The sequence below is a fragment of the Ruegeria sp. 6PALISEP08 genome, assembly GCF_001238295.1.
Classification (GTDB): Bacteria; Pseudomonadota; Alphaproteobacteria; order Rhodobacterales; family Rhodobacteraceae; genus Ruegeria.
The window spans coordinates 251,698-276,790 of sequence record NZ_LGXZ01000002.1 but is presented as its reverse complement, the minus strand read 5'-3'; the positions used below and the strand labels follow the sequence as shown (position 1 = coordinate 276,790).

Sequence of the window (25,093 nt, the reverse complement as noted above, 5' to 3'; positions counted from 1 at the left end):
ACCAGTTCGCCTCATAACCAACAGGTCAACTGCGGCCCACAATGTGTCTCAGGCTGCGCTAGATCTGCTCCACCTTCACCGAGTCCACCGGGTAAAACGCCAGATGACCTTTGATCTCGACCACAGCCGGGATCGGGCTCTCATAGCTCCAGACCGCGTTTTTGGTCACGGATGATTTGTTGACGATGGAAAAATGGGTCGCATCGCCCTTGCCGGGGCAGTGGGTCACCTTGTCAGTCTGGTCCAGAAACGCCATCGCGATATCGTTGCGTGGGAAGTAGATCACAGGATCCTTGTCGCCTTCATGCAGTTGCAGAGCATTGTTTGTTTCGCCCAGAATCGCACCGCCCGAGCGGACACTCCATTTGCCTGGCGCTTTTCGGATCGTGATCTCAGTCATTCCATTTCCTTCCGTCGTCGTATTAGGGCCACTCCTCTGCCCGTTCTATGTAACAGGTCGATGTCAGATTGGCGCAGTTGCGGCATCCAACCACAGTTGCGCGTCTTGTCCCAGCCTGGGGCGGATCTTTTCCGCGACGTCGCGATGATAGGCATTCAGCCAGTCGCGTTCGTCAGGCGTCAACATATCCACCAGGATCAGCCTGCGGTCAATCGGCACGAAAGTCAGTGTGCGCCAGTTCAGCATGGTGCGCTCTGCGTCGCTGCTGGGCAGGGCGGGGGCTTCTTCCACGACCACAAGGTTTTCGATGCGGATGCCAAACGCTCCCTCGCGGTAGTAACCCGGTTCGTTCGACAGGACCATACCGGGCTTTAGCGGTACATGGCTGACTTTTGACAGGCGCTGCGGCCCCTCATGTACGCTCAGATAAGCACCGACCCCGTGGCCAACCCCATGATTGAAGTCCTGCCCCGCCGACCACAACGGCACGCGCGCCACGCATTCGATATCGCGCCCCGCCAGCCCGGCGGGCCAACGCAGCATCGACATGGCAATCATGCCCTTTAGCACACGGGTGAAACAGGTTTTTTCTTCTGTACCGACATCACCGATGGCAACGGTCCGGGTAATGTCGGTGGTGCCGTCAAGATACTGCCCACCACTGTCCAGAACCAGAATATGACCGTTTTCCAATCGGTTATCGGTCTCTTCGGTCACGCGGTAATGCATGATGGCACCGTTTGGTCCAGTCCCTGCTATGGTGTCGAACGAGATATCCTGAAGCGCATTGTCCTTGCGCCGGTTCTCTTCCAGTTGTGTGACAACTTGCGTCTCGGTCACACTGCCGGGGGCCTGTTCGTCCAGCCAGCACAAGGTCTCGATCACAGCCACCGCGTCGCGCAAATGTGCTTCGGCACTGCCTGCGATCTCAGCGGGATTTTTACAGGCCTTGGGCAAGGCGCAAGGATCACCCCCGTCTGTCATGGCGTCGCCCAACGCGTCTGCCACGATCTGAGGCAGCGTGCCGTCGTCTACCTGCACCGGCCCTTCCAATACCGCAATCGCATCCAGAAACGTGCGCGGGTCGTGGACAGCCACACTCGGCCCCAAATGATCCCGTACCTCCGCCAGCTTTTCGGTTGCCATGAACAGATCGACCCGGCCATCGGCGTGCAACACAGCAAACCCATGAGCCACGGGGTTATATGCAATGTCCGATCCGCGAATGTTCAACAGCCACATGATTGAGTCCGGCAGGGTTATCACTGCCGCACAGCACCCATCCCGTTGCAAACCCTCAGCCAGACGAGCAATCTTGCAGTCTGTCGTTTCCCCGGCGAACTCAATCGGATGCGCCTTGACCGGGCTCATCGGCGGGGCGGGCTGATCCGCCCAGATCCGGTCTACAAGATTGTCACAACGCACCAATTTTATGCCAGTGCCTTTCAAATCCTGTTCTGCATTGGAAATCTGCCCTGCCGCGTGCAGCCAAGGGTCAAACCCAACTTTACCCCCGTCGGGCAGTTGCTCTTTCAACCAGGTACTCAGGCTGACCTCAGGCCAGGGCACCGGTGTGAAATCCTCGGCCACTTGAGCCTTGACCTGAGTGCGATACCGCCCGTCAATGAACACCCCCGCCACATCGCGCAGTGCGACACAAAATCCGGCCGAGCCCGTAAAGCCGGTCAACCAGGCCAGGCGTTCATCACGTGGGGCCACATATTCCCCTTGATGGGCGTCTGCGCGCGGGATCAGAAACCCGTCCAAACCTGCCTGCGCCATCTCCGCCCGTAATGCGGCCAATCTTGGTGGACCCTGTTCCGGGCGCGCGGTCACTTGAAAGGATTGGAACATAACAGGCCTCTTTCGCTGCGTTTCCGGCAGACCCTGAGGCGCAACTGGGGAAATGTCCAGATCAGGATGCCATGATCTGAACACCACTCTGGTGCTTCCTCTTTTCCAAAATTCTCCCGCCAGAGGCAAGGCCAGCCTCAGCTGGCCTTTTTCATCCCCATTACACGCGCCCGTGCACGTGGATCACTGTCGAACAGGGCCGCCAGTTGCTCGGTCATTGCACCTGCCAGCTGTTCCACATCTGTGATGGTCACGGCGCGGTCATAATACCGGGTCACGTCATGGCCGATCCCGATGGCCAGCAGCTCGACTATCTTGCGCTTTTCCACCATGGCGATCACATCGCGCAGGTGCTTTTCAAGATAGTTGGCCGGGTTCACGCTCAGCGTGGAATCATCGACCGGGGCACCATCTGAAATCACCATCAGGATCTTGCGCTGCTCGCGCCGCGCCAGCATCCGCCGGTGCGCCCATTCCAGCGCCTCACCGTCGATGTTTTCCTTCAGCAGGCCTTCTTTCATCATCAGGCCCAGATTGGGTCGCGCCCGACGCCAGGGCGCATCGGCACCCTTGTAGACGATGTGACGCAGATCGTTCAGGCGCCCGGGTTGCTGTGGTCGTCCATCGTTCAGCCAAGCCTCACGCGCCTGACCGCCTTTCCACGCCCGCGTGGTAAAGCCCAAGATCTCAACCTTCACATTGCAACGTTCCAATGTACGCGCCAGAACATCCGCACAGATGGCGGCAATGGAAATTGGGCGTCCTCGCATCGAGCCCGAATTGTCCAGCAGCAGCGTCACCACTGTATCGCGGAATTCGGTATCTTTCTCGACCTTGAAGCTCAGCGGTGTGGTTGGGTTCGCCACAACGCGTGCCAGACGACCGGCGTCCAGAATACCTTCCTCGCGGTCGAATTCCCAACTACGGTTCTGTTGGGCCTGAAGGCGGCGTTGCAGTTTGTTTGCCAGACGCGAAACCGCCCCCTTCAGAGGCTCCAACTGCTGATCCAAATAAGCCCGCAGACGTTCCAACTCGGCCGGTTCTGCCAGATCCTCTGCCGATATCTCTTCATCATATGTGTCCAGATAAACCCGATAATCCGGGTCCGCCTCGGACGCAGGAGACGGAGCAGGAGGCTCTAGCGGAGCTTCACCTTCGGGCATCTCCGCCTCATCGCCCAACTCATCCTCGGCCATCTCGTCCATCGAGACCTGAGCCTGTGACTGATCCTGCTGCTCTTCCTGAGATTGCTCAGGGGTCGCATCCGCGTCCTGCTCGTCCTGATCATCCTGACCGGTGCTGTCGGGATCGGGCTGCTCCTCTGCGTCTTCTTCACCCTGATCTTCCTGCTCGTCATCCAGCTCATCCGGGTCATCCCCCAGCTGGTCGCCATAGCCCAGATCCTTGATCATCTGACGCGCGAACTTGGCAAACTCGGCTTGATCCGAGAGAATCTCGTCCAGATTCTCCAATGTCCCACCAGCTTGTTCCTCGATGAACCCACGCCACAGGTTCATGATATTTTCGGCAGCAGGGGGCAGATCGCGCCCGGTGGCCAGATGCCGGATCAAATACCCCGCGGCCACCGCCAAAGGTGCATCGGCAGGTTGCTTGCATTGGTCATAGCCGCGCCGGATCGCCTCATGCCCGATTTTGACGTCGATATTGCTGGCGGTGCCGGGCATATCCCGCGCGCCCATCGCCTCGCAGCGAGCGGTCTCCATCGCCTCATAGAGATCCCGTGCCATATCACCCGGAGGCGCATAGCGCGCATGGGTCGCGTCATCATGATACCGGCGCTGCAACGCCAGAGCATCCGCCGTGCCGCGCGCCAGAAGCACCTCTTCACGTGTCATTCGTCGCGACACTTGGGGCAGGCGCATCGACTCACCCGACAGCCCCGAGGGATCTACGGTGTAAGAGACGCTCAGCTCGGGATCATCGGCCATGACCTTTGTGGCTTCGGCCAGAGCCTTCTTGAACGGATCAGCGGGGTTGTCGTTCTTTTGTACCATGTCCCCAAGCCTTTCACATTGCAGACCCAATATCCAATAGCAGAGAAACCGGATCCGCCTTCATCTGGCTAAAAATATCCCCGCCGGAGGCATTGCGGCCGCAAGCGGGCGCAATTCAGCGGTTTATCCCAGGCTCACGCTCGCCGCGCTCTCGGGCAATTCCTCGTCAAAACAACGCTGATAGAACTCGGCCACGGTCTGGCGCTCCAGTTCGTCACATTTGTTCAGGAAGGACAGGCGGAAAGCATAGCCAACGTCGCGGAAAATCTCGGCGTTCTGGGCCCAGTTGATCACGGTCCGCGGGCTCATGACGGTGGATAGATCACCGTTCATGAAGGCCGTCCGGGTCAGGTCGGCGACGGTGACCATCTGGCTGACGGTCTTACGGCCCTCGGCGGTGTTGTAGTGCGGGGCTTTCGACAGCACGATCATCGTTTCGGCGTCATGGCTCAGATAGTTCAGTGTCGAAACCAGCGACCAGCGGTCCATCTGGGCCTGGTTGATCTGTTGGGTACCGTGATAGAGTCCCGTAGTGTCGCCGAGACCTACGGTGTTGGCGGTGGCGAACAGACGGAAATTAGGGTTCGGGGTGATGATCTCGTTCTGGTCCAGCAGGGTCAGCTTGCCGTCATGCTCCAGCACTCGCTGGATCACGAACATCACGTCCGCGCGACCCGCATCGTATTCGTCGAACACGATGGCGACGGGGTTGCGCAGCGCCCAGGGCAGGATGCCTTCGTGGAACTCAGTGACCTGCTTGCCGTCACGCAACTTGATCGCGTCTTTACCGATCAGGTCGATCCGGCTGATGTGGCTGTCCAGGTTTACACGAACGGCAGGCCAGTTCAGTCGCGCCGCAACCTGTTCGATATGGGTCGATTTGCCGGTGCCGTGATAGCCTTGGATCATTACGCGACGGTTGTGCGAAAAACCTGCAAGAATGGCCAGTGTTGTTTCAGGGTCAAACTTGTAGGTCGGGTCGACGACCGGAACGCGGTCTGTGGCCTCGGCAAAGCCTTTGACTTTCATTTCCGTATCAAAGCCGAATACGTCGCGGACCGAGATGTCTTCGGTGGGTTTTGCGTTTACGTCGTTCGATCCGTCAGCCATTCGCCTTGTCCTTATACCTTGACCCGCCTTGCCGGGTTTGAACCCGTGTGTGGTGCAACATATTGCGGGCAAGGGCAAGGGAAAGCGGCGTGCGTCAAAAGGTGAGCAGGTTTTTCTTTTAAACTGGCCCTATCGGCGCGCGGGAATGGTCAATCTAAAATGGCATCGCGCACCCGCATCAGACTGCGTTCATCAACAAATCGGGGGGGCGACTGCATGTAGTCCTGAAACGCACGGCCATAGCCCTGCAACAGCCAGCGCTCTTCGTTCAGAACAAACAGAAAATAGATCACAAACGGCGCTACCGCCAGCGCCAGCGTGATCCATGTCCCGCTTGCAACGCCTAACCCAACCGTGGCCAGCGCCGAGGTCACATATTGCGGGTTGCGTGAATAGGCGTACATGTCGCCGGTGACCAGCCCGTCGCTTTCGTAATAGGTGTTGTCGAGCCCCAGAAAGCGATAGCCCCAAAGTGTGACGCCAAAAGACAGGACCATGATCGGAACGCCTAACGCATAACGCACCCAATGACCCCAACCATTCACGCAGACTTCGAACAGCGCGAAGACAACTGTGGCGCCGCAAAACAGCCGGAACAGGCCGAACGCTGTGTGATGCCGCCACCCCTTGGCACTGGGCCACAGGCCAAGCCGCAGCAGACGCAGGTTGAGGGAAAAGTATCCGCCCAACAACTGGGCCGAGCCACACGCAAACATAAGAACAATCGCATGAACGTGGTAGATCAGAATTCCATATCGAATTCCATTGGCGCAGGTCACATTCAGATATGGGCGCGGGTCACCACCTATGGCACAGGCCGTAGCAACGTTTTGTAACAGAGTGAGTAAGCCCTTCGATCAATCTATGCGGCCTTTGCAGGAGCGGGAATAAAAAGTCGGGTACGGTCTTGTTTGCTTCGAACAAATGCAATTATCCAAATATCTTGTTGAAACAGCGCAAGGTCGGAATAAACTAACATCTGAGATGTGGGTTTTTAAAATTTGTACGAGGTTTTGAGGTTGATGTTGCTTTGTTCGTCTAACTTGCTGCGGATCCTAGAGCGCTACGAGATCACTTTAAGTTCACTCAATTCAGTGGGCGCAACGAATGTCGTTTGACGTCCTGCTTCATACGGTCAACACAAGCGGGCAAGGCGACTTGATCGTACAAAACAGGACCGAACCAGCCATTGTCTCGGGTCAAACAATTTCGATCAACGGTGGTCCGTTCGTACCCTATACATACCTTGGACAAGGTAACTACAAAGGTACCGGGGAATCTGGTGAGTTCATTCAGGTCGGTACTGGCATCTATGCCTGGGACACCAATAACCCCACCGGACCTATGACAACCGGAAACTGGCAAATCACAACCGGAGATCTTGATCCGAACAATCCGCCCTGTTTTGTTGCCGGAACCCTGATCGAAACCGAAACCGGTCCCCGTCCGGTTGAAAGCTTGGCGATCGGTGACAGAGTTTGCGTGTCCGGTGGAAAAACACTGCCGGTTTTGTGGATCGGGAAAAAAGTGCTGAGTGCGCAAACATTGCATCTGCAACCGAGGTTCAGACCTGTTCGCATTCGGCGCGACGCGATTTGCAAGGGTCAACCCAACCAAAACTTATTCGTTTCGCCACAACATCGTATCATGCTGGAAGGCTGGCGTGCTGAGTTGCTGTTCGGCCAGGAAAAGGTCTTTGTTGCGGCAATCCATCTCGTGAATGACGGAACAATTCAGCAGGTAAACACTGGTGAGGACGTCACCTATTACCACATTGCCTGTCCACGACACGCGATACTGCACTCACAAGGGCTGCGCAGTGAAAGCTTGTTTCTGGGCGATACAGCGCTGAAGTCCTTTCACCGTGAAGACGTTAAAGAGCTGCGCGCGCTATTCCCGGAGTTGCTTGGAAACTCCGAAATGCCGACACAAACTCGCTTAGTTTGCTTGAAGCGCCGGGAAGCAATTGCATTGCGAAGTACGTATCCGGAATAAAGCCTGTCTAGTTGAAATTCTGCCTGACCTTGAACTGATCCTTCGGCCAAACAAAATCGGGTCGCAACTCTTCCTCAGACTGGCCGCTAGATTCTGCATCCGAGCAGTTCACATGGGCTTTGTGTCTTTCGGCTTTGAATCAACAATTTCATGGTCATAGCGAAAACCAAAGCTCATTGTTGCGAAAGCCACCTTTCACAAGGCGGTCCGCTTTCAAAACATCCGGAAACTCGTCCACCCAATCCTTGAACCGATCATTTGTGACAATGCATGCCTTGCTGTCCCGCGATGCCTGCAAAATCAAAGGATCCGCTGGCGTGCCCTTGGGGGCGATCATGACCTGCCTGGCACGCAGGCCCAAAGCGCGGCTCAGCGCCCGGTCGTTCATGTATTCGCCCTCGAGCTTGTAGCCGACATTTGCATCGAACACGACGCCCGGTTTGAACCCGGCGGTCTTCAGCGCCGACAGCACCAGCCGCAATGTGCCCAGATCCGGCTGGCCCTCTTTCCAATGGATCACGTTGGACCCGTCCACGATGATCCATGTGTTCGCCTTGCGCCACCTGAGCCACGCGCGCAGCCCCCAGAGCAGACTGATGACGATAAACAAGAGGCTCAGAGCACGGGTGAACGCGAATTCAAGTGGAAGAAACGGGGCCGCGAAATAAACGCCCAGCGAAAAAAGCAAGAGGAGGTATGGCATACGCACAGCGGCTGCTCCGTTGAAACCCGTGTTCAAACTCCACCACTATTGCGGGATTTGAACAAGGTTTCCAGCGGGCTTGATTGTAATCGGTCCAGGCTGTGTACACACAAGGCAACAGCTGTCGGATCGTGGATTTATTTGAAGTTCCGGCTGTCCTTGATCTGGTCCCAAGCCCAGACGACTTCCTGCAGCTGTTCTTCCTGGCTGCGGTCTCCACCGTTCATGTCCGGGTGAAGCACTTTGATCAGCTTCTTGTATGCCTTGCGCACCTCGGCCTTGGTCCAGCTGTCATTGGCTTCGAGAATTTCAATCGCACGACGCTCGGTGGGCGGCAAGCGACGTCCGCCACCGCCACCGGTACGGCCTTTGTTCTGGGTGCTGTTGGCGCCCAGCACCTGATGCGGGTCTTCGATCCCCAGACGGGCCCAGGCGCGGGCCTCGGGGTCGCCCATCGGCTTGGTCTCACGCTCCCACACTTTGTCTTTCGACCGCTGCGCGTTCAGTTCGGCCTCGGTGGTGCCGTCGAAGAAGTTCCATTTCTGGTTATATTCGCGCACATGCTGCTGGCAGAACCAGAAGAAGTCGTCCAGCACATCCGGCGCTTTGGGCGCGCGAAACTTGCCAGGCTCTTCACATCCCGGGTGATCACAAATGCGTACCGAGGTTTCGGACGCGCCCGACATGCCCCGGCGCCCGCGCGGATTCTTCTTCTTGGCGCTGGAAACGGACATATCGAATCCGAAGGGGTCTGACTTCGCCATGCTCTAATCCTTACGAACGCATCTTTTCGACTCGGAGGCAGCAGTTTAGTCTAAGCAGCCAAAAGTAGAAGAGGGGAGCGGTAAAATTTTTGCCGCTGAGCGAAAAAATGAGCGTGACCGACGAAATCCGAACCCGCCTGCAAGCCGCCTTTGACCCGCGCGAGCTTGAGGTGATTGATGACAGCGAAAGCCATCGCGGCCACGCGGGCTATCAGGACGGTGGTGAAAGCCACTTTAACGTCCGCATCCGTGCCGCTGTGTTCGAGGGCCAATCTCGCGTCGCCCGCCACCGTGCCGTGCACAAGGCGTTGGGCGACATCGTACCTCGAATCCATGCGCTGGCGTTGGATATCGGCGTCTGAGCCCTTCTGACGTCAGTCGGCGCTCATCTGCGCGGAAGGTGTCGAGGCCGAGATTGCATATTCTTCTTTCGTCATGACCTCTTCGATTCCATCGAACAAGGGGGTCGAAAGATAACGCTCACCGGTATCCGGCAGCATGACCAGTACGACAGACCCTTCTGGCGCGGTTTCTGCCAGATTCATCGCCACGGCAAATGTTGATCCGCCAGAGATACCAGTGAAAATGCCTTCCTCCGAGGCAAGGCGACGCGACCATTCGATTCCCTCAGGTCCGGAAACAGGGATCAGTTCATCGTAATAGGAATTGTCGATGGCTTCCTGCAGAACCCAAGGAATAAAGTCGGGCGTCCATCCCTGAATCGGGTGCGGTTCGAAGTTGGGGTGGCTTTCGGTGGGCTGATGATCGCCGTTTCGAGTGTTAACGTACCCGGATGACACGATCGCGGCGTTGGCCGGTTCGGTCAGGATGATCTTCGTGTCGGGTCGTTCTTGCCGCAACACACGGGAAACACCGGAAACGGTGCCGCCGGTGCCGTAGCCCGTCACCCAATAATCCAGCCGTTCCCCCTCGAAATCGGCAAGGATTTCTCGCGCCGTCGTGTTTTCATGAATATCGGCATTGGCAGAGGTCTCGAACTGACTGGCAAGGAACCACCCGTTTTCCTCGGCCAGTTCCTTGGCTTTGGTGTACATGCCAAACCCTTTCTGCGCTTTGGGGGTCAGAACCACCTGTGCGCCCAGAAAACGCATCAGCTTGCGCCGTTCGACCGAAAAGCTTTCAGCCATCGTCACTACCAGCGGATAGCCCTTGGCGGCGCAAACCATGGCAAGGCCGATTCCGGTATTGCCCGAGGTCGCTTCGACAACGGTCTGACCGGGCTTCAATCGCCCGTCGCGTTCCGCCGCTTCGATAATATTCAGCGCCAGCCTGTCCTTGACTGAACCGGCCGGGTTGAAGGCTTCGAACTTCACGTAAACAGTCACATGAACCGGCGCGATCCGGTTGACCCGGATGCACGGCGTGTCACCCACCGTTTCCAGGATGCTGTCATACAGGCGTTCCCGCCCTTGCGTCTGTCGAATAGCCATTTTGATGTCCCTCCAGGTTGTTCGGTTAACATGCCACAGAATTCTTGGGTGAAATTCCTTTTTTCCGATCGTGAGTACTGTGTTCGCTCTAATCACAGTTAGCCATTTGGTACTGCTGTGCTGTGTGGTGCGAGCACATGCACGGGGATGTGCCGGTTTCGGGTATGCGTGGCCGGCATACATAGAAACACACGCCGGAACAGCAAAAATTACCTGATGTCGGCAGGCGTACAGTGGCAGAAACGGTTGGTATCTATCTAATATCTATTATTTTTTTGGAATGGCAGGGCCAGGTGTGGTGGAGCAGATCCTAAACCCTTCCATAAAATGTCAGGTTTTTGCGGTGTCGTCGGCCTCGGGTGCTTCATCGGACCGTTTCAATGACAAGGGCGGTTCATCCGCCTCGGCCGCAATTGGTTGAGGGGCCTGCACTTCATCGGGGCCCGGAATCGGTTGGGCCAGAGGGGTGTCATCCATCTCAGGCGCCCCGCCGACCTCCGCAGCATCTATTTCTTCGGCCACGACGCGGCGGAACACCAGAACGTTACGCCAGTTCGTGGTCGACGCGGTCAGGCCCGTGCGCTCTTCGCTGGGTAGCAACTCGGCGCGCTGATATTCCCAGCCGTCCTGACCCATCTGGTTCAGAACCTGCTCGACCGAAACCGCAAAGCGGCCCTCAGCCGTTTTAACGCCCTTTGCTTTAACGCCTTTTTGCGGGGCGGGGATAACTTTGTATTCGTAGCGCTGCATCAACTGTTCCTAAACACCTGTTCGCGCCAACTTAACACGCTGATCCCCGGGTGAAAGAGCCGTTGCCCAACTGGCGGTTTTCAGCCCTGACTATTCCCGTCCGCCTGTGCCGCCTTGGTCACAACCGACAGGCACAGCTCGGTCGCCAGTGCCATGTCCTGCACCGAAATCCACTCCATCGGTCCGTGAATGCACTGCATCCCGGTGAAGATGTTGGGGCAGGGGGTGCCGAACTCGGTCAGGCGCGACCCGTCGGTGCCGCCTCGGATCGGGACAGACAGCGGCTCAATCCCCAACTCGCGGCAGGCATCGCGGGCCAGATCCACCGGCGTCATGTCATTTTCCAGCCAATAGCGCATGTTGCGATACTGATGGCTGATGTCGCAGGTGATGGTCGCGCGTGGTTCGGTGGCCTGCACGGCGGCGCAGACCTGACGTACGATGTTGCGCTGCGCCTCGAGGGCCTCCATTTCGAAATCACGCAGGATCAGCTTGATTTCCATCGCGGACGAGCCGCCATTCATGTCGGTGACATGGATAAACCCGTCGCGCCCGTCGGTGGTTTCAGGCGTCATGGTGGCCTGCGGCAACGTCTGCACGATCTTTGCCGCCAAATGTGCCGCGTTCACCATCTTTTCCTTGGCCAGTCCGGGATGGATCGAAACACCTTCGATCCTGATCACCGCGCGGTCAGCCGAGAAGCTTTCATACTCGATCTCACCCACTTCCTGGCCATCCAGAGTATAGGCGAAATCCGCGCCCAGATCCTTGGGCAGCTGTTCGGTTACACCGCGCCCGATTTCTTCATCTGGTGTAAAGGCAATGCGGACCGGTCCGTGCGAAATATCCGGGTATTCGATCAGGTGCCGCGCCATGGTCATCAGGATTGACACGCCCGCCTTGTCGTCTGCACCCAACAGGGTCGTGCCCGAAGCGGTAATCAGGTCATGGCCAATCTTCTCGGCCAGATAAGGGTTTTCTTCCGGTGACAAAACCAGTTCGGGATCGTCAGGGAATGAGATATCGCCGCCGTTATATCCCTTGATCACCCGCGGTTTGACGCCGGTTGCGTTGAACTGGGGAGCCGTATCGACATGGGCCAGAAAGCCCACCGTCGGCCCCGGAGCGGTTCCGGGAATGGTCGCAACCACCACGCTGTCACCTGTAATCTCGACATCTTGCGCGCCGATCTGGGTCAGTTCATCGCGCAAAAGGTTCAGCATGTCGAACTGGATCTGCGTGCTTGGGGTTGTGGGGGATGTCTCGTCACTCTGACTGTCAATGGCCGCATAACGCATCAGCCGGTCTTCGAGTTCCTGATCAAATCTGTTCTGCATAATACCTCGCCTCTCTTGGGGCGAAAAAAGAACGCGAACAGCGGGAAGTCAAGCCGTTGGCTTGACCCCAAGTCTTAAGATTTCGTGAGAAACCCGTTTGTACAAATCCGACACTTAATGAGGCCAGACCTGCACAAATCGATAGTTTTACGACCCCAGCTTTTTGCTGACCAGTTCGTTCACAGCCTTTGGGTTCGCTTTGCCTCCGGTCGCTTTCATGACCTGACCGACAAACCAGCCCGCCAGTTTCGGGTTCACTTTGGCCTTCTCAACCTGCGCCGGGTTGGCGGCGATGATCTCGTCCAAAGCAGCCTCAATGGCGCCGGTATCGGTCACCTGTTTCATGCCGCGTTCTTCAACGATCTGTGCTGGATCGCCACCTTCGGTATAGACGATCTCGAACAGGTCTTTCGCGATTTTGCCCGAGATGGCATCCGACGAAATCAAATCGATAATCCCACCCAACTGCACAGGCGAAACCGGCGAGTCGGTGATGTCGTGATCTTCTTTCTTTAACCGGCCGAACAACTCGTTGATCACCCAGTTCGCGGCCAGCTTGCCGTTGCGACCCTTGGCGACCTCTTCGAAATATGCGGCGGCTTCGACCTCGGCGGTTAGAACCGATGCGTCATAGTCGGTCAGGCCGAATTCACGAATAAAGCGCGCCTTTTTCTCGTCGGGCAATTCGGGCAGTTTGGCGGCGATGTCGTCGACCCATGCCTGCTCGATCTCCAGCGGCAACAGGTCCGGGTCAGGGAAATAGCGATAGTCATGCGCTTCTTCCTTGGACCGCATCGAGCGGGTCTCGCCCTTGTCCGGGTCATACAGGCGGGTTTCCTGATCGACCTTGCCACCACCTTCGACGATGGCGATCTGTCGGCGGGCTTCGACCTCGATCGCTTGCTGGATAAAGCGCATCGAGTTCATGTTCTTGATTTCGCAGCGGGTGCCGAGATGCGAGAAATCCTGCGTTTCCTGATATTTTTCATAGGCGCCGGGCAAGCAGATCGAGACGTTGACGTCCGCCCGCAGGTTGCCGTTCTGCATGTTGCCGTCACAGGTGCCCAGATAGCGCAGGATCTGGCGCAGCTTGACGATATAAGCGGCTGCTTCTTCCGGGCCCCGGATGTCGGGGCGCGACACGATTTCCATCAGGCAGACACCGGTTCGGTTCAGGTCCACGAAGGACATATGCGGGTCCATGTCGTGGATCGACTTGCCGGCATCCTGCTCCATATGGATACGTTCAATTCGGACCATACGTGCGGTGCCGTCACCCATCTCAACCAGTACTTCACCTTCACCCACAATCGGATGATACAGCTGGGAGATCTGATACCCCTGCGGCAGGTCGGGGTAGAAATAGTTCTTGCGATCGAACGCAGATTTCAGGTTGATTTCCGCTTTCAGGCCCAGCCCGGTGCGCACAGCCTGTTCCACGCAGTATTCGTTGATCACTGGCAGCATCCCCGGCATCGCCGCGTCCACAAAGGCTACGTTCGAGTTCGGTTCAGCGCCGAATTGGGTGGACGCGCCGGAAAACAGTTTGGCATTGGATGAGACCTGAGCGTGCACCTCCATCCCGATTACCAGTTCCCAGTCGTGCTTGGCCCCGGCAATGGTCTTGGGTTTGGGCATTTCGTATGTCAGATCGAGCATGGCGCGCCTCATTTCCGCAGAAGTCTAAGCCTGCGTATTAGGCCCGGCAGGGACTAGGGGCAAGGGGGAATCCTGACGCTTTTAGTTCTGGGAAAACTGCAGGCCCGATGGTGTGAACGTCACATCCATACCACTGCGCAGTTCATCCCGGAACAGATCCGAGATGGCCCGCAACGCATCCCGCTGACCACGCGCCGCAAACCGCTCGGGCGAATTGATGCGCACCGAGTTGTTGAACCCTGCGGTCGCGTGGGCCCAGATCAGAGGATGTAATTCGGTCAGGTGGTCGCGGATCAGCCAGTTTGCCGTCTCGCGCATTTGCGCGCGGAACTGATCGGCTTGTTCGTTCTGGCTCTGGCCGTTCTGGATGGTGATCGCGCAATAGGCCGACATCATATTGATCCTTTGCTGATCGGGTTGCAGCCGCACGATGTCGCGCAAACCGTCCAGGAAATATTCGACATCAACGCGCGCGCAGGCTTCTTCATCCAACGCGATGGCATCGAACTGAACCCAGGTGTAGCCGCCCGCGCCCCATACGTCTTGGGTCCGGGCCGCAGTGCGCAGCGCTTGCAATTCCAGCTCTTCGTAGCTTCCGAACCACCGGGGCAACAGATGGCTTCCCATGGCGCGCATGTGCCGTTGGTTGCGTGGATCCAGCGTGATCAGGCGCTCGTATTCGTCGGACACACGCGCGTTGGATCGGCGTTGACCGGCCAAAAGCGCGCAGCTTGCCGCAGCAATCAACGGGCTGTCCGGGGCGTCTGTACGGCATTTCGGCAAGATCGACGCAGCCCGGTCAAAATGGGCCGCGCAGCGCGACCGGTGCAACGGTGGCAGCGCCGCGTCCGAGGCCGTTCCGCGCCACGCCCAGGCCAGATCGATATGGGCAAGGGCCACTACGGCAGCAATCATGGGATCATCCGGATTGTCCGACATCTCGCCTTCAAGCTCAGATATGCCTCCCAGCAGGTCGTAATCCGAAATGGCCTTGCCATCCGTTAGTGCATGTTCCGCAGCCAGAACCACATCTGATCTGGCCCCAAACGCCAGAAGATCGGCAATTGGCATCCCATCCGATACGGCGGCACGATCCTGATCAGCGGCGCGCATCTCCTGTGACAGGTCTTCCCAACGATCCTGTCTGGCCAGGTAACGCCCATGTTCGATTGTGGAATGGCCGATCAGGTTATCACCACCCGTTTGCGCAACCGGAATGTTGAGCTGCCCTTGCTCGGGCAAAGCGGCAGCCAACGCGGATTGTGTCGCGCACACATCTGGTGCGGCGGCTGTTGGGGTGGTTGAGGATGGGGCAAACAATGCCCTGAAAGACCGAAACATGGCGAAACTCAAAAACTGTAAAAACACTGAACGTTTGTTAAATCTGGCGAGATATCGAGCTCAGATCAAGATAAATACTTAACAGATTTCGGTTTTGGTGTCCAATTCCCCGATCAGAGGTTCAGTGTTTCAGAAAACAGTGAAATGATGGCGCTCTATACGGAACCCGGCTTCCGTCAGAATGGATTCCAGATCGTGGTGCGGGGGAAGCGACTCATCAGGTAGACGGATTCGCTTGCCGGATTGTAAAAAGATTGAGACGCGCACGGAAAAGTCCCAGCGGGTGTCAAAACGGAAGAAATCGATATCCCGCAGCATGACTTCGCCCTGACGCTTGCCAGTAAACCAGCGTATGGCGTTCTGATCCATCTGAACGCCTGCGCGCGTGTTCTGAACCACATCCCAAACCGCGGGCAGGGTGACCAAAGCCAGTAACCACACGATCCACCATGCGGCATCAAACAACACGACCAGAGCCATCAAACCGGCATAGACGCTGGCCAGAATGACCAGTGTCCGCGTGTTCCGGTTCTGGCGGGCGAAGGTGTACTCTGTCATGCGCCAAGGATACGCGACACCATTTCACTGGTATCACGCGACAGGTTTTGGGTTTCCGCAATACGGGAAAGCTGCGCACGCATCATGTCCTGACGATCGGCATCATACCTTTTCCACGTTTGAAAAGCCGAACACATGCGCGCTGTGGTTTGCGGGTTCAACGGATCCAGCCGGATCAGCCAATCAGCCAGCAGGGCATAGCCGGCTCCGTCAGGCTGATGGAACCCGGCGTGGTTCATCGCCAGCGCACCCATAACGGCACGGAAACGGTTCGGGTTCTTCCAATTGAAATCGGAGTGCTGTGTCAGAGCGCTTGCCACGTCGGCGGTCGCCTCGGGTGCAGCCATTGCCACCTGAAGGCCAAACCATTTGTCCATAACAAGGCGGTCATGTTGCCACTGATCATAGAACGCGGTCAACTCGGCTTCTCCCTTTCGCGCGCGCAGCAGGCAGGACAGAGCGGTCAGTTGCAGAGTCATGTTATCTGCTTTGGCATACGCCCCAGCCGCCATTGCCCCGCCATCCAGTCGGGTGGTCAGCGCCAGTGCTGCGCTGCCAAGCGCGCGTTTGCCGGATTGCGCGGCATCTGGCGCATAGGGGCCATCCACCAAGGCTTCGCTGTGCAGCCGGGGCAACAGGTCCTGTACGTGCTGGGCGGTGGCCTGCCGCAGTGTCTCAACTGAGGTCCAGATCATCATCGGGTCGGGGGTGTGGCCGCGCTCATGCAGGGTCGCTGCCAGTTCGGACTGCGTCGGCAATCCCAGCATCAAGGCCCGATAGGCCGGATCCAGTTCGCCATCGCGCAGCACAGCCAGCAACCCGTCAAGGTAATCGGCATCCGGCGCGGCCTCATTCAGGATCATCCGCAGCAATGCACTTTGCGCCAACGACCGCCCGGCCTGCCAGCGGTTGAAGGGATCGGTGTCATGGGCCAACAGAAAAGCACGCTCGGCGTTGCTGACGTCATGCTCAAGGATCACCGGCGCTGAAAAATCGCGCAGGATCGAGGGCGTGGGTTTTGCAGTCAGTCCGGTGAACTGAAAGCTCTGCTCAGCTTGGGTCAGTTGCAACACTTCGGTTGGACGGACCTCATTACCATTGGGCCCCAGCAGGCCCACGGCAACCGGGATCACCTGAGGCTGCTTTTCATTCTGCCCCGGCGTTGGCTCGGTTTGCTGCTTCAACGTCAGAGTATAGGTGTCGTCTGTCCAGTCTTCTGAAACCGTGATGCGCGGCGTTCCAGATTGGCTGTACCAGCGTTTGAATTGAGTCAGATCGCGGCCCGTGGTGTCTTCGAAGACCTTGATCCAGTCCTCGATGGTGCAGGCCTGACCATCATGGCGGTCAAAGTACAGGTCCAGCGCTTTGGTATAGGCTTCATCGCCAACCAGCCGTTTCAGCATCCCGATCACCTCGGCGCCTTTCTCATAGACCGTCGCGGTGTAGAAATTGTTGATCTCTTGAAAACTCTCGGGCCGCACCGGGTGCGACAGAGGGCCGTTGTCTTCGGGGAATTGTCGTGCGCGCAGGTCGATGGCGTCATGGATGCGTTTCACCGGGGCCGAGCGCATGTCGGATGTGAACTGAGCATCGCGGAAAACCGTCAGCCCTTCTTTCAGACACAGCTGAAACCAGTCGCGGCAGGTGATGCGGTTGCCGGTCCAATTGTGGAAATACTCGTGCGCGATGATCGCTTCGATGCGTTCGAAATTCGCGTCGGTCGAGGTCTCGGGGCTGGCCAGAACAGCTGACGAGTTGAAGATGTTCAACCCTTTGTTCTCCATTGCGCCCATGTTGAAATCGTCCACAGCGACAATGTTGAACACGTCCAGATCGTATTCGCGGCCATAGACGTCCTCGTCCCATTTCATCGACTTTTTCAGGGCTTCCATTCCGAAGGCGCATTTGCCCTCATCACCGGGACGGACCCACAGGTTCAACTCGACATCGCGGCCCGACTTGGTGGTGAATTTGCCGGGATGGGCGATCAGGTCACCTGCAACCAGAGCAAATAGATAGGCCGGTTTGGGCCACGGGTCGGTCCATTCGGCCCAGCCTTCGCCCTTGCCCGACGGGTTGCCGTTGGACAGAAGTACGGGAAGGTCGCCGTTGATGCGCACGGTGAAGGTGGACATCACGTCCGGGCGATCGGGGTAGTAGGTGATCTTGCGGAAGCCTTCCGCCTCGCACTGGGTGCAGTACATGCCGTTGGACATGTACAGCCCTTCCAATGCGGTGTTGTTGCCGGGGTCTATCTCGACCTCGGCCTCCCAGATGAACGGCGCATCTGGCACGGCGGCGGTCAGGCCCTTGTCGGTCACGTCCGGCGTGATCTCTGCGCCATTGACCGAGGCGCGGATCAGCGTCAGATCTTCCCCGTGCAGAAAGAACGTCCGGTCTGTGGCATCGGGGTTTGGGCGAAATGCGATGCGCGATGTGACACGGGTGGCGTGGTCTGCAAGGTCAAATGTCAGGTGCACGTTGTCCACCAGATAGCCAAACGGCGTGTAGTCTTTCAGGTAAATTGTTGTGGGGGCAGCGTCGCGCATTTGTGGCCTCGTATCCGTACGGGTTTGGCGCGACGTTAGGGGCTTCGGTCAGGGGCTGCAACTGGCCTGCGCCATTCCTTTGCTGATTTGAAGCAACCTCAAGGGCAGACCAAATGCAGCAAATCAAGCGAACAAGTTGCCTATAGGAAACTTTCGGCCTAAATGCACCAAAGCATACAGTGGCACACAATCGCGGGAGAGCAGGAATATGACGGACAGACACACCCTGAACGGGCTGCAGATCGATCCGATTTTGGCAGAGTTTATCGAGACGCAGGCGCTGCCGGGAACAGGAGTGTCGCCGCAGCAGTTCTGGACAGGTTTGGCGCGGCTGGTGAACGAGCTTGGGCCAAAGAACCGTGACCTTCTGGCGAAGCGGTCCGAAATTCAAAGCCGTATCGACGGTTGGCATATGGCCCGCAAGGGGCAGGCGATTGATCCCGCCGAGTATCAGACTTTCCTGAAAGAGATCGGCTATCTGGTCCAGGAAGGGGACAGCTTTGAGGTCGAAACAACCAATGTTGACCCCGAGATCGCGCTGACCCCTGGACCGCAACTTGTGGTGCCGATCACAAACGCGCGCTTTGCATTGAACGCAGCCAACGCGCGCTGGGGCAGCCTGTATGACGCGCTCTATGGGACCGACGCAATGGGGGATCTGCCAACGGGCGGTGGCTATGACACGGCGCGTGGGGCTCGCGTGATCGAATGGGCCAAGGCCTTTTTGGATGAGGCTGTACCACTGGCATCCGGGTCCTGGACGGACGTGTCCAACCTGACGGTGAAAGATGGAGGGTTGGTCCCGGCGCTGGGCAATCCTGCACAATTTGCAGGGTTTGGTGGTTCGGCTGACAAGCCGGATTTTGTGCTGTTGAAAAACAATGGCCTGCACATCCAGATCATCATCGATGCGTCCAGCAATATTGGCGCAACCGATCCCGCCGGTATCGCAGACGTCCGGTTGGAATCGGCGCTGTCGACGATCATGGATTGCGAGGATTCGGTGGCTTGTGTCGATGCCGCTGACAAAGTTGTCGCCTACGGAAATTGGCTGGGCCTGATGAAGGGCGACCTGACCGGAGAGGTTACTAAAGGCGGTGCCACGTTCACCCGTAAACTTGCTGACGACCTGAGCTTCACCACTCCGTCGGGTGGGCAGGCCACGCTGAAAGGCCGTTCGCTGATGCTGGTGCGCAATGTAGGTCACCTGATGAGCAACCCGGCTGTGCTGGACGCCGAAGGGCGCGAGATTGGCGAAGGGCTGATGGATGCGCTCTGCACCACGCTGATCGCCATGCACGATCTAAAGCGCGAAGGCGGCAACTCGGTCGAAGGTTCGGTCTATGTGGTCAAGCCCAAGATGCACGGGCCCGAGGAAGTTGCGTTCTCGGTCGAGATATTCGACATGGTGGAAGACATTCTTGGTTTGCCCCGCAACACCGTAAAGCTGGGTATCATGGATGAAGAGCGGCGCACGTCTGCCAATCTCAAGGAGTGTATTCGGGCGGCTAAGTCACGCGTGGCCTTCATCAACACCGGGTTTTTGGACCGGACCGGCGATGAGATCCATACCTCGATGGAAGCCGGTCCAATGCTGCCTAAGGGCGACATCAAGAATACGCCTTGGATCGCGTCTTACGAGGACCGCAATGTCGATATCGGTCTGGCCTGCGGCCTGAAAGGTAAGGCGCAGATCGGTAAAGGCATGTGGGCAATGCCGGATCGCATGGGCGACATGCTGGAGGCCAAGATCGGGCACCCGATGTCTGGCGCGACCTGCGCCTGGGTACCGTCGCCGACCGCCGCGACCCTGCATGCAACGCATTACCACAAGGTTGATGTGCTGGCCCGACAGGATGAGCTTGCTGCCGTAGGCGCGCGCGGTACTCTGGTTGATCTGTTGACCATTCCACTGTTGGGTGGACGCAATTTGAGTGAAAATGAGATCACTCGCGAGCTTGAGAATAACGCACAGGGCATTCTAGGATATGTAGTGCGCTGGGTCGATCAGGGCGTCGGCTGTTCCAAGGTGCCGGACATTAACGATGTCGGACTTATGGAAGATCGCGCCACCTGCCGGATTTCATCTCAGGCGTTGGCAAACTGGCTGCATCATGGCGTCGTGGACGAGGCGCAAGTGATGGCAGCGATGCAGAAAATGGCGGCCGTCGTGGATCGCCAGAACGGAAACGACCCCAGCTATACGCCTATGGCGCCGGGATTTGATGGCATTGCCTTTCAGGCGGCCTGTGATCTGGTGTTCAAAGGGCGGGTTCAGCCCTCGGGCTATACTGAGCCTGTTTTGCACGCCCGTCGTCTGGAGTTGAAAGCAAGTCAGGCTTAAACGGAACTGGAGGGAGCGAGAGGGTATCCCTTATCGTATCCCAATATTACCTTGGACAGATGAAAGGAATTAAGGATGGCTATTTCTTTGCGCAAGGCGCGCACCATCATTCGTAAGGCGCTGGAAAAAGGGCGCGAGATGGAGCTGAAGCCTCTGTCTGCCGTGGTTCTGGATGCGGGCGGTCATGTCATCGCGTTCGAGCGTGAAGACGATGCCGCCCCGGGCCGTTTCGCGATTGCGCACGGCAAAGCCTATGGTTCGGTCATGTTGGGCATGGCGGGGACCGCGCAGATGCAGCGCGCCGAGGCGCAGGCCTATTTCATGGCCGCAGTGAATGGCGTTTATGGCGGGCAGGTTGTGCCGGTTCCGGGCGGTGTTCTGCTGCGTGACCGGAAAGGCGCTGTTATCGGGGCTGTCGGCGTGACAGGGGACACCTCGGACAATGATGCAATTGCTGCAATGGCGGGCATTGAGACGGCAGGTCTGATTGGTGAGGTCTAATTCTCCGAGTATTTCATCCTGAAGATCGTCGGGAATTGGGATAATTTCCCAACCTTTTGGCTTATGGGGGGAAATCCTCCCCTATTTTGGGAAAATTTCGGAACTGAGTTGTGCGCACCTGAACACGCCCCTGCGCTGTCACGCAGGGCGTGTATTCTTGCACGTCTGAGAGGCTGCCGGTAGCTTCCATGTTAATCACTGGAACAATAAGGAAAGCAGAATGTCTCGTCCCGTCGTCGGTATCATCGGCAACTCGTATCTCATGAATGACCAATACCCGACACATGCGGGTGGGACGATGAACTCGGATGCGGTGGCCAATGTGTCGGGATGCCTGCCGCTGCTGATCCCTGCTGATCCCCGATATGTGACGGTCGATGAGCTGCTGAAGGTCTGCGACGGCTTTCTGCTGACCGGCGGACGCCCCAATGTACATCCTGAGGAGTACGGCGAGCCCGAAACCGAAGCGCATGGAGATTTCGACCGGGCGCGCGACGCCATCACACTGCCGCTGGTTCGGGCCTGTGTTGAGCGTGGCCAACCGTTCCTGGGCATCTGCCGAGGGTTTCAAGAGGTCAACGTGGCGATGGGTGGAACGCTTTATCCTGAAATCCGGGATCTTCCAGGGCGAATGAACCACCGGATGCCGCCTGAAGGCACGCTGGAAGAGAAGTTTGCGCTGCGCCATGTGGTGAAACTGGATGAAGGCGGTGTGTTCCATGACCTGTTTGGCGCAACCGAGGTCATGACCAACACGCTGCACGGGCAGGGCATCAAGACCATTGGTGAACGTGTCGTTATCGACGGTCACGCGCCCGACGGCACGCCCGAGGCGATATATATCAAAGATGCGCCTGGCTTTACACTGTCCGTTCAGTGGCACCCTGAATGGGATGCGATCAATGACCCGGTGTCACGCCCCTTGTTCGAGGCGTTTGGTGCTGCGGTCCAAGCCTGGTCCAGGGGGGCGGGCGCGCAGGTGTTCCAGAAAACCGCGTAGTTTTTTACGCTGGCCCGCCGAGGGGAGGACGGACCGGCGTTTTGCGATCAAACCAGCAGGTTGAACTGATTGATCAGTGGAAGGCTGCGAGCACGTTCTCCTGTCAGATCAAACAGGGCATTTCCGAGCGCTGGCATCGAGGGGGGCGTGCCTGGCTCACCTGCGCCACCCATGTGGCGGTTGGTCTCGAGAACGCGCACCTCGACCTGGGGGGCAGTATGCATGCGAAGGGCGTCATAGTCGGGGAAGTTGAACTGTTCAGCTTCACCATCTGAAAAGGTGATCTCGCCATAGCACGCTGCGGACAAGCCATACATCATGCCGCCGAACATCTGGGCCTTGACGTTGTCAGGATCCAGCGCCAGCCCCATGTCACAGGCGATCCATGCCTTATTGATGCGGATGGTTCCGTCTTCGTCGACCACTTCGATCACTTGCGCCACGGGTGTGCCAAAGCTGTAGGTGACGGCGACGCCCCGGCCAACGCCTTCAGGTGTTTTGCCAGTCCAGCCCGACATCTGCTTCACGGCTTCAAGGCATCCGGCGGAAGGGGCATGTTCGGTCTTCATCAGCTCAAGCCGGAAATCCAGTGGGTCGCGTCCTGCGGCGTGGGCCATTTCATCCATGAAGGTCTCATGGAAGAAACCATTGTGGCTGTTACCGACCGAGCGCCAAAAGCCCACCGGAACGGCCAGATCAGCGATATGACCACTCATGCGGTAGTTTGGCACGGCGTAGGGTTGGTTGAAGAACCCTTCGACCAATACTTTGTCGGGGCCACCGCCGGGGAAACCGGAGTAGCGCTCGACCGCCTGCTGCGTGCAGGACTGCGCCGCCAGCTTGCCGTCAATCAGCACGGCTTTGCCGTCCTGAACCGCGCCGCGCATCCGGGCGATGGCACCGGGGCGGTAATAGTCATGACGCATGTCTTCTTCGCGGCTCCAGGTCGTTTGAACCGGCGTGCCGGGCATTGCCATGGCGACCTTGGTGGCGATCTCACCAAAGTCCAGCTCACCCCGACGGCCAAATCCGCCACCAAGATAGGTGGTGTGAATTTGCACTGCCTCGGTGTCCAGATTGGCGGTGTTTGCAACACGGAACTGGATCAGGGTCGGGGCCTGGTTGCCGCACCACAGCTCCACGGTGTTTCCGGTATAAACCGCGGTGGCGTTCATAGGCTCCATCGTGGCGTGGGCGAGATAGGGCACTTGGTATTCGGCGGTGATTTCGGTAGCGCCCTCGGGGGTCATGCTGACATCGCCATCGTCGCGCATGGTCGAGTTCGGGGCGTCGTCGAACGCCTCGGCAATCTTGGCAAAGATGCCGTCGGTTTCTGGCGGATAGGGCGCATCGCCCCAATCAACATCGATGGCCTCAACTGCCTGGTTTGCCAGCCAAGTGTTGTTTGCGATCACAGCGACACCTGTGCCCAGATCGACAATCTTCTCGACCCCCGGCATGGATTGGGCAGCACTGTCATCAAAGCCATTCATCACGCCGCCCAGTTTGGGATTCATGCGCACGCTGGCAAATTTCATGCCCGGCAGGCGAACATCGACGCCGAATTCGGCCGTGCCGGTCACCTTGCCCGTCATGTCCAGACGCGGTTGGGTCCGGCCCAGATAGCGCCATTCGGACGGATCGCGCAAATGCACGTCCACCGGTTCCAATCCGGCTGCTTCGACGGCCAGATCGGAATAGGCGATCTTGTCGCCGTTAGGGGCAATGACGTGGCCCGAGGCCGTTTGCAGATCCGAAGGGTCAACGCCCAGACGGTCTGCGGCCGCGCGTTTCAGAGTTTCGCGGGCCGAAGCACCGGCGTGTCGCATCCGCTCGAACCCGTCTTTCATAGACGTCGAACCGCCAGTGACCTGCAGGCTGAGCACCTTACCCAGAACACCCAATGCCTCACCCAGATTGTGCTGGAAGTTCGAGATGTCATACCCTTTGTTGGGCAGCCCCTCACCCACCAGGGCAGAGTTGTAATAAGCCGCTGCCGCCGGACCATGCAGAACGGTGATCTGGTCCAGATCGACGTCGAGTTCTTCGGCAATCAGAGCGGCCCAAGTGGTTTTCACGCCCTGACCCATTTCAGCGCGCGGGGCGAACAGGGTAACACCGTTCTGGTCAATCAGCACAAAAGGGTTCAGTGCCGCTTCACCTTCGCCGGGTTGCAGCGGATTGGCGGCAGGGCGGGTGACGTAATAGGCGCCAAAGGCCACACCGCCGACAATCGCGGCAGAGCCAATCAGAAACGTGCGACGGAGGATTTTTCCAACTTTACCCATGACTTATACCTCCTTCAGCTTGCCGGCAGCGTCGTGAATTGCTGCACGAAGTCGGGGGTAGGTGCCACAGCGGCAAAGGTTGCCCTGCATTGCGTCATCAATATCGGCATTGGTTGGTGACGGGTTTTCAGCCAGCAAAGCTGCGGCCTGCATGATCTGTCCGGACTGGCAGTAACCGCATTGCGCCACCTGATGATCGACCCAGGCCTGTTGAATCGCGGCCAGCGAGTCTGGCGAGCCGATGCCTTCGATTGTGGTTACGTCACCCCAGACATCCGACAACGCCACCTGACAAGAACGTACGGCCTCGCCGTCGATATGAACAGTGCATGCCCCGCAAGCGGCAACGCCGCAGCCGAATTTGGTGCCGGTCAAACCGACCTCATCCCGCAGAACCCAGAGCAGGGGGACGTCATCAGGCAGGTCCACCTGATGTTGCTTTCCGTTGATCTTCAGGGCCGTCGCCATGGCGCA

At 57.9% G+C, this 25,093-nt stretch carries 21 protein-coding genes; 5 read left to right on the top strand and 16 right to left on the bottom strand.

The annotated features are described in order from the left end of the window. Positions 1-58: 58 nt before the first annotated feature. From ALB80_RS04480 to ALB80_RS04460, 5 genes are all read right to left on the bottom strand, one after another. The gene (locus ALB80_RS04480) at positions 59-400 is read right to left on the bottom strand and encodes a DUF427 domain-containing protein (protein ID WP_050602826.1); all 342 of its coding nucleotides are present in this window, start codon (positions 398-400) and stop codon (positions 59-61) included. Positions 401-463: 63 nt separating this feature from the next. After that, entirely contained in the window at positions 464-2,254 is a 1,791-nt protein-coding gene (locus ALB80_RS04475; protein ID WP_050602825.1) for an aminopeptidase P family protein, read from the bottom strand. Between the two features lie 137 nt (positions 2,255-2,391). Next, positions 2,392-4,269, bottom strand: coding sequence for a cobaltochelatase subunit CobT (gene cobT, locus ALB80_RS04470; RefSeq protein WP_050602824.1), 1,878 nt, complete (start codon positions 4,267-4,269; stop codon positions 2,392-2,394). A gap of 123 nt (positions 4,270-4,392) precedes the next feature. Continuing rightward, on the bottom strand, positions 4,393-5,379 hold the full coding sequence (gene cobS, locus ALB80_RS04465) for a cobaltochelatase subunit CobS (protein ID WP_050602823.1): 987 nt from the start codon (positions 5,377-5,379) through the stop codon (positions 4,393-4,395). Positions 5,380-5,528: 149 nt separating this feature from the next. After that, positions 5,529-6,158, bottom strand: coding sequence for an isoprenylcysteine carboxylmethyltransferase family protein (locus ALB80_RS04460; RefSeq protein WP_253276813.1), 630 nt, complete (start codon positions 6,156-6,158; stop codon positions 5,529-5,531). A 328-nt stretch (positions 6,159-6,486) separates the two neighbouring features. On the opposite strand from ALB80_RS04460, the gene ALB80_RS04455 reads away from it, so the two are divergent. After that, positions 6,487-7,374, top strand: a complete 888-nt coding sequence (locus ALB80_RS04455; protein ID WP_050602821.1) for a Hint domain-containing protein — start codon at positions 6,487-6,489, stop codon at positions 7,372-7,374. A gap of 154 nt (positions 7,375-7,528) precedes the next feature. Here ALB80_RS04455 and ALB80_RS04450 read toward each other — a convergent pair whose 3' ends face one another. Then, entirely contained in the window at positions 7,529-8,077 is a 549-nt protein-coding gene (locus ALB80_RS04450; protein WP_050602820.1) for a hypothetical protein, read from the bottom strand. 137 nt (positions 8,078-8,214) lie between these two features. Then, the gene (locus ALB80_RS04445; protein WP_050602819.1) at positions 8,215-8,841 is read right to left on the bottom strand and encodes a J domain-containing protein; all 627 of its coding nucleotides are present in this window, start codon (positions 8,839-8,841) and stop codon (positions 8,215-8,217) included. 107 nt (positions 8,842-8,948) lie between these two features. Between ALB80_RS04445 and ALB80_RS04440 the strand changes: the two genes are divergently transcribed. Then, positions 8,949-9,203: a BolA family transcriptional regulator gene (locus ALB80_RS04440; protein WP_050602818.1), complete on the top strand. Its 255-nt coding sequence runs from the start codon at positions 8,949-8,951 to the stop codon at positions 9,201-9,203. 12 nt (positions 9,204-9,215) lie between these two features. Here ALB80_RS04440 and cysK read toward each other — a convergent pair whose 3' ends face one another. From cysK to pepN, 7 genes are all read right to left on the bottom strand, one after another. Further along, a complete protein-coding gene (gene cysK / locus ALB80_RS04435; RefSeq protein ID WP_050602817.1) occupies positions 9,216-10,292 on the bottom strand; it encodes a cysteine synthase A in 1,077 nt (358 codons plus the stop codon). A gap of 330 nt (positions 10,293-10,622) precedes the next feature. Beyond that, the gene (locus ALB80_RS04430) at positions 10,623-11,042 is read right to left on the bottom strand and encodes a DUF4177 domain-containing protein (protein ID WP_050602816.1); all 420 of its coding nucleotides are present in this window, start codon (positions 11,040-11,042) and stop codon (positions 10,623-10,625) included. A gap of 80 nt (positions 11,043-11,122) precedes the next feature. Then, the gene (gene pepT, locus ALB80_RS04425) at positions 11,123-12,379 is read right to left on the bottom strand and encodes a peptidase T (protein ID WP_050602815.1); all 1,257 of its coding nucleotides are present in this window, start codon (positions 12,377-12,379) and stop codon (positions 11,123-11,125) included. Positions 12,380-12,526: 147 nt separating this feature from the next. Further along, positions 12,527-14,038 carry an Asp-tRNA(Asn)/Glu-tRNA(Gln) amidotransferase subunit GatB gene (gene gatB, locus ALB80_RS04420; RefSeq protein WP_050602814.1) on the bottom strand — a complete coding sequence of 504 codons (1,512 nt, stop codon included), beginning with the start codon at positions 14,036-14,038 and terminating at the stop codon, positions 12,527-12,529. Between the two features lie 81 nt (positions 14,039-14,119). Continuing rightward, the gene (locus ALB80_RS04415; protein ID WP_050602813.1) at positions 14,120-15,379 is read right to left on the bottom strand and encodes a hypothetical protein; all 1,260 of its coding nucleotides are present in this window, start codon (positions 15,377-15,379) and stop codon (positions 14,120-14,122) included. Positions 15,380-15,508: 129 nt separating this feature from the next. Further along, on the bottom strand, positions 15,509-15,937 hold the full coding sequence (locus tag ALB80_RS04410) for a hypothetical protein (RefSeq protein ID WP_050602812.1): 429 nt from the start codon (positions 15,935-15,937) through the stop codon (positions 15,509-15,511). Continuing rightward, complete coding sequence (gene pepN / locus ALB80_RS04405) at positions 15,934-18,486, bottom strand: aminopeptidase N (protein ID WP_050602811.1); 2,553 nt, start codon at positions 18,484-18,486, stop codon at positions 15,934-15,936. Before pepN ends, ALB80_RS04410 begins: the two co-directional genes overlap by 4 nt. Before the next feature lie 208 nt (positions 18,487-18,694). Between pepN and ALB80_RS04400 the strand changes: the two genes are divergently transcribed. The 3 genes from ALB80_RS04400 (at position 18,695) to ALB80_RS04390 (ending at position 22,331) form a co-directional block, all read left to right on the top strand. After that, positions 18,695-20,830, top strand: coding sequence for a malate synthase G (locus tag ALB80_RS04400; RefSeq protein ID WP_050602810.1), 2,136 nt, complete (start codon positions 18,695-18,697; stop codon positions 20,828-20,830). A 75-nt stretch (positions 20,831-20,905) separates the two neighbouring features. Beyond that, positions 20,906-21,331, top strand: coding sequence for a heme-binding protein (locus tag ALB80_RS04395; RefSeq protein WP_050602809.1), 426 nt, complete (start codon positions 20,906-20,908; stop codon positions 21,329-21,331). 220 nt (positions 21,332-21,551) lie between these two features. After that, positions 21,552-22,331: a gamma-glutamyl-gamma-aminobutyrate hydrolase family protein gene (locus ALB80_RS04390; RefSeq protein WP_050602808.1), complete on the top strand. Its 780-nt coding sequence runs from the start codon at positions 21,552-21,554 to the stop codon at positions 22,329-22,331. A gap of 47 nt (positions 22,332-22,378) precedes the next feature. On the opposite strand, the gene ALB80_RS04385 is transcribed toward ALB80_RS04390, so the two are convergent. Both ALB80_RS04385 and ALB80_RS04380 read right to left on the bottom strand, forming a co-directional pair. After that, positions 22,379-24,619: a xanthine dehydrogenase family protein molybdopterin-binding subunit gene (locus tag ALB80_RS04385; RefSeq protein WP_050602807.1), complete on the bottom strand. Its 2,241-nt coding sequence runs from the start codon at positions 24,617-24,619 to the stop codon at positions 22,379-22,381. 3 nt (positions 24,620-24,622) lie between these two features. Further along, on the bottom strand, positions 24,623-25,087 hold the full coding sequence (locus ALB80_RS04380) for a (2Fe-2S)-binding protein (protein ID WP_050602806.1): 465 nt from the start codon (positions 25,085-25,087) through the stop codon (positions 24,623-24,625). Positions 25,088-25,093: the final 6 nt, after the last annotated feature.

Coding starts and splice junctions, on each gene's coding strand:
- ALB80_RS04480 (WP_050602826.1), bottom strand. CDS start 400: ATGACTGAGATCACGATCCGAAAAGCGCCAGGCAAATGGAGTGTCCGC.
- ALB80_RS04475 (WP_050602825.1), bottom strand. CDS start 2,254: ATGTTCCAATCCTTTCAAGTGACCGCGCGCCCGGAACAGGGTCCACCA.
- cobT (WP_050602824.1), bottom strand. CDS start 4,269: ATGGTACAAAAGAACGACAACCCCGCTGATCCGTTCAAGAAGGCTCTG.
- cobS (WP_050602823.1), bottom strand. CDS start 5,379: ATGGCTGACGGATCGAACGACGTAAACGCAAAACCCACCGAAGACATC.
- ALB80_RS04455 (WP_050602821.1), top strand. CDS start 6,487: ATGTCGTTTGACGTCCTGCTTCATACGGTCAACACAAGCGGGCAAGGC.
- ALB80_RS04450 (WP_050602820.1), bottom strand. CDS start 8,077: ATGCCATACCTCCTCTTGCTTTTTTCGCTGGGCGTTTATTTCGCGGCC.
- ALB80_RS04445 (WP_050602819.1), bottom strand. CDS start 8,841: ATGGCGAAGTCAGACCCCTTCGGATTCGATATGTCCGTTTCCAGCGCC.
- ALB80_RS04440 (WP_050602818.1), top strand. CDS start 8,949: ATGAGCGTGACCGACGAAATCCGAACCCGCCTGCAAGCCGCCTTTGAC.
- cysK (WP_050602817.1), bottom strand. CDS start 10,292: ATGGCTATTCGACAGACGCAAGGGCGGGAACGCCTGTATGACAGCATC.
- ALB80_RS04430 (WP_050602816.1), bottom strand. CDS start 11,042: ATGCAGCGCTACGAATACAAAGTTATCCCCGCCCCGCAAAAAGGCGTT.
- pepT (WP_050602815.1), bottom strand. CDS start 12,379: ATGCAGAACAGATTTGATCAGGAACTCGAAGACCGGCTGATGCGTTAT.
- gatB (WP_050602814.1), bottom strand. CDS start 14,038: ATGCTCGATCTGACATACGAAATGCCCAAACCCAAGACCATTGCCGGG.
- ALB80_RS04415 (WP_050602813.1), bottom strand. CDS start 15,379: ATGTTTCGGTCTTTCAGGGCATTGTTTGCCCCATCCTCAACCACCCCA.
- ALB80_RS04410 (WP_050602812.1), bottom strand. CDS start 15,937: ATGACAGAGTACACCTTCGCCCGCCAGAACCGGAACACGCGGACACTG.
- pepN (WP_050602811.1), bottom strand. CDS start 18,486: ATGCGCGACGCTGCCCCCACAACAATTTACCTGAAAGACTACACGCCG.
- ALB80_RS04400 (WP_050602810.1), top strand. CDS start 18,695: ATGACGGACAGACACACCCTGAACGGGCTGCAGATCGATCCGATTTTG.
- ALB80_RS04395 (WP_050602809.1), top strand. CDS start 20,906: ATGGCTATTTCTTTGCGCAAGGCGCGCACCATCATTCGTAAGGCGCTG.
- ALB80_RS04390 (WP_050602808.1), top strand. CDS start 21,552: ATGTCTCGTCCCGTCGTCGGTATCATCGGCAACTCGTATCTCATGAAT.
- ALB80_RS04385 (WP_050602807.1), bottom strand. CDS start 24,619: ATGGGTAAAGTTGGAAAAATCCTCCGTCGCACGTTTCTGATTGGCTCT.
- ALB80_RS04380 (WP_050602806.1), bottom strand. CDS start 25,087: ATGGCGACGGCCCTGAAGATCAACGGAAAGCAACATCAGGTGGACCTG.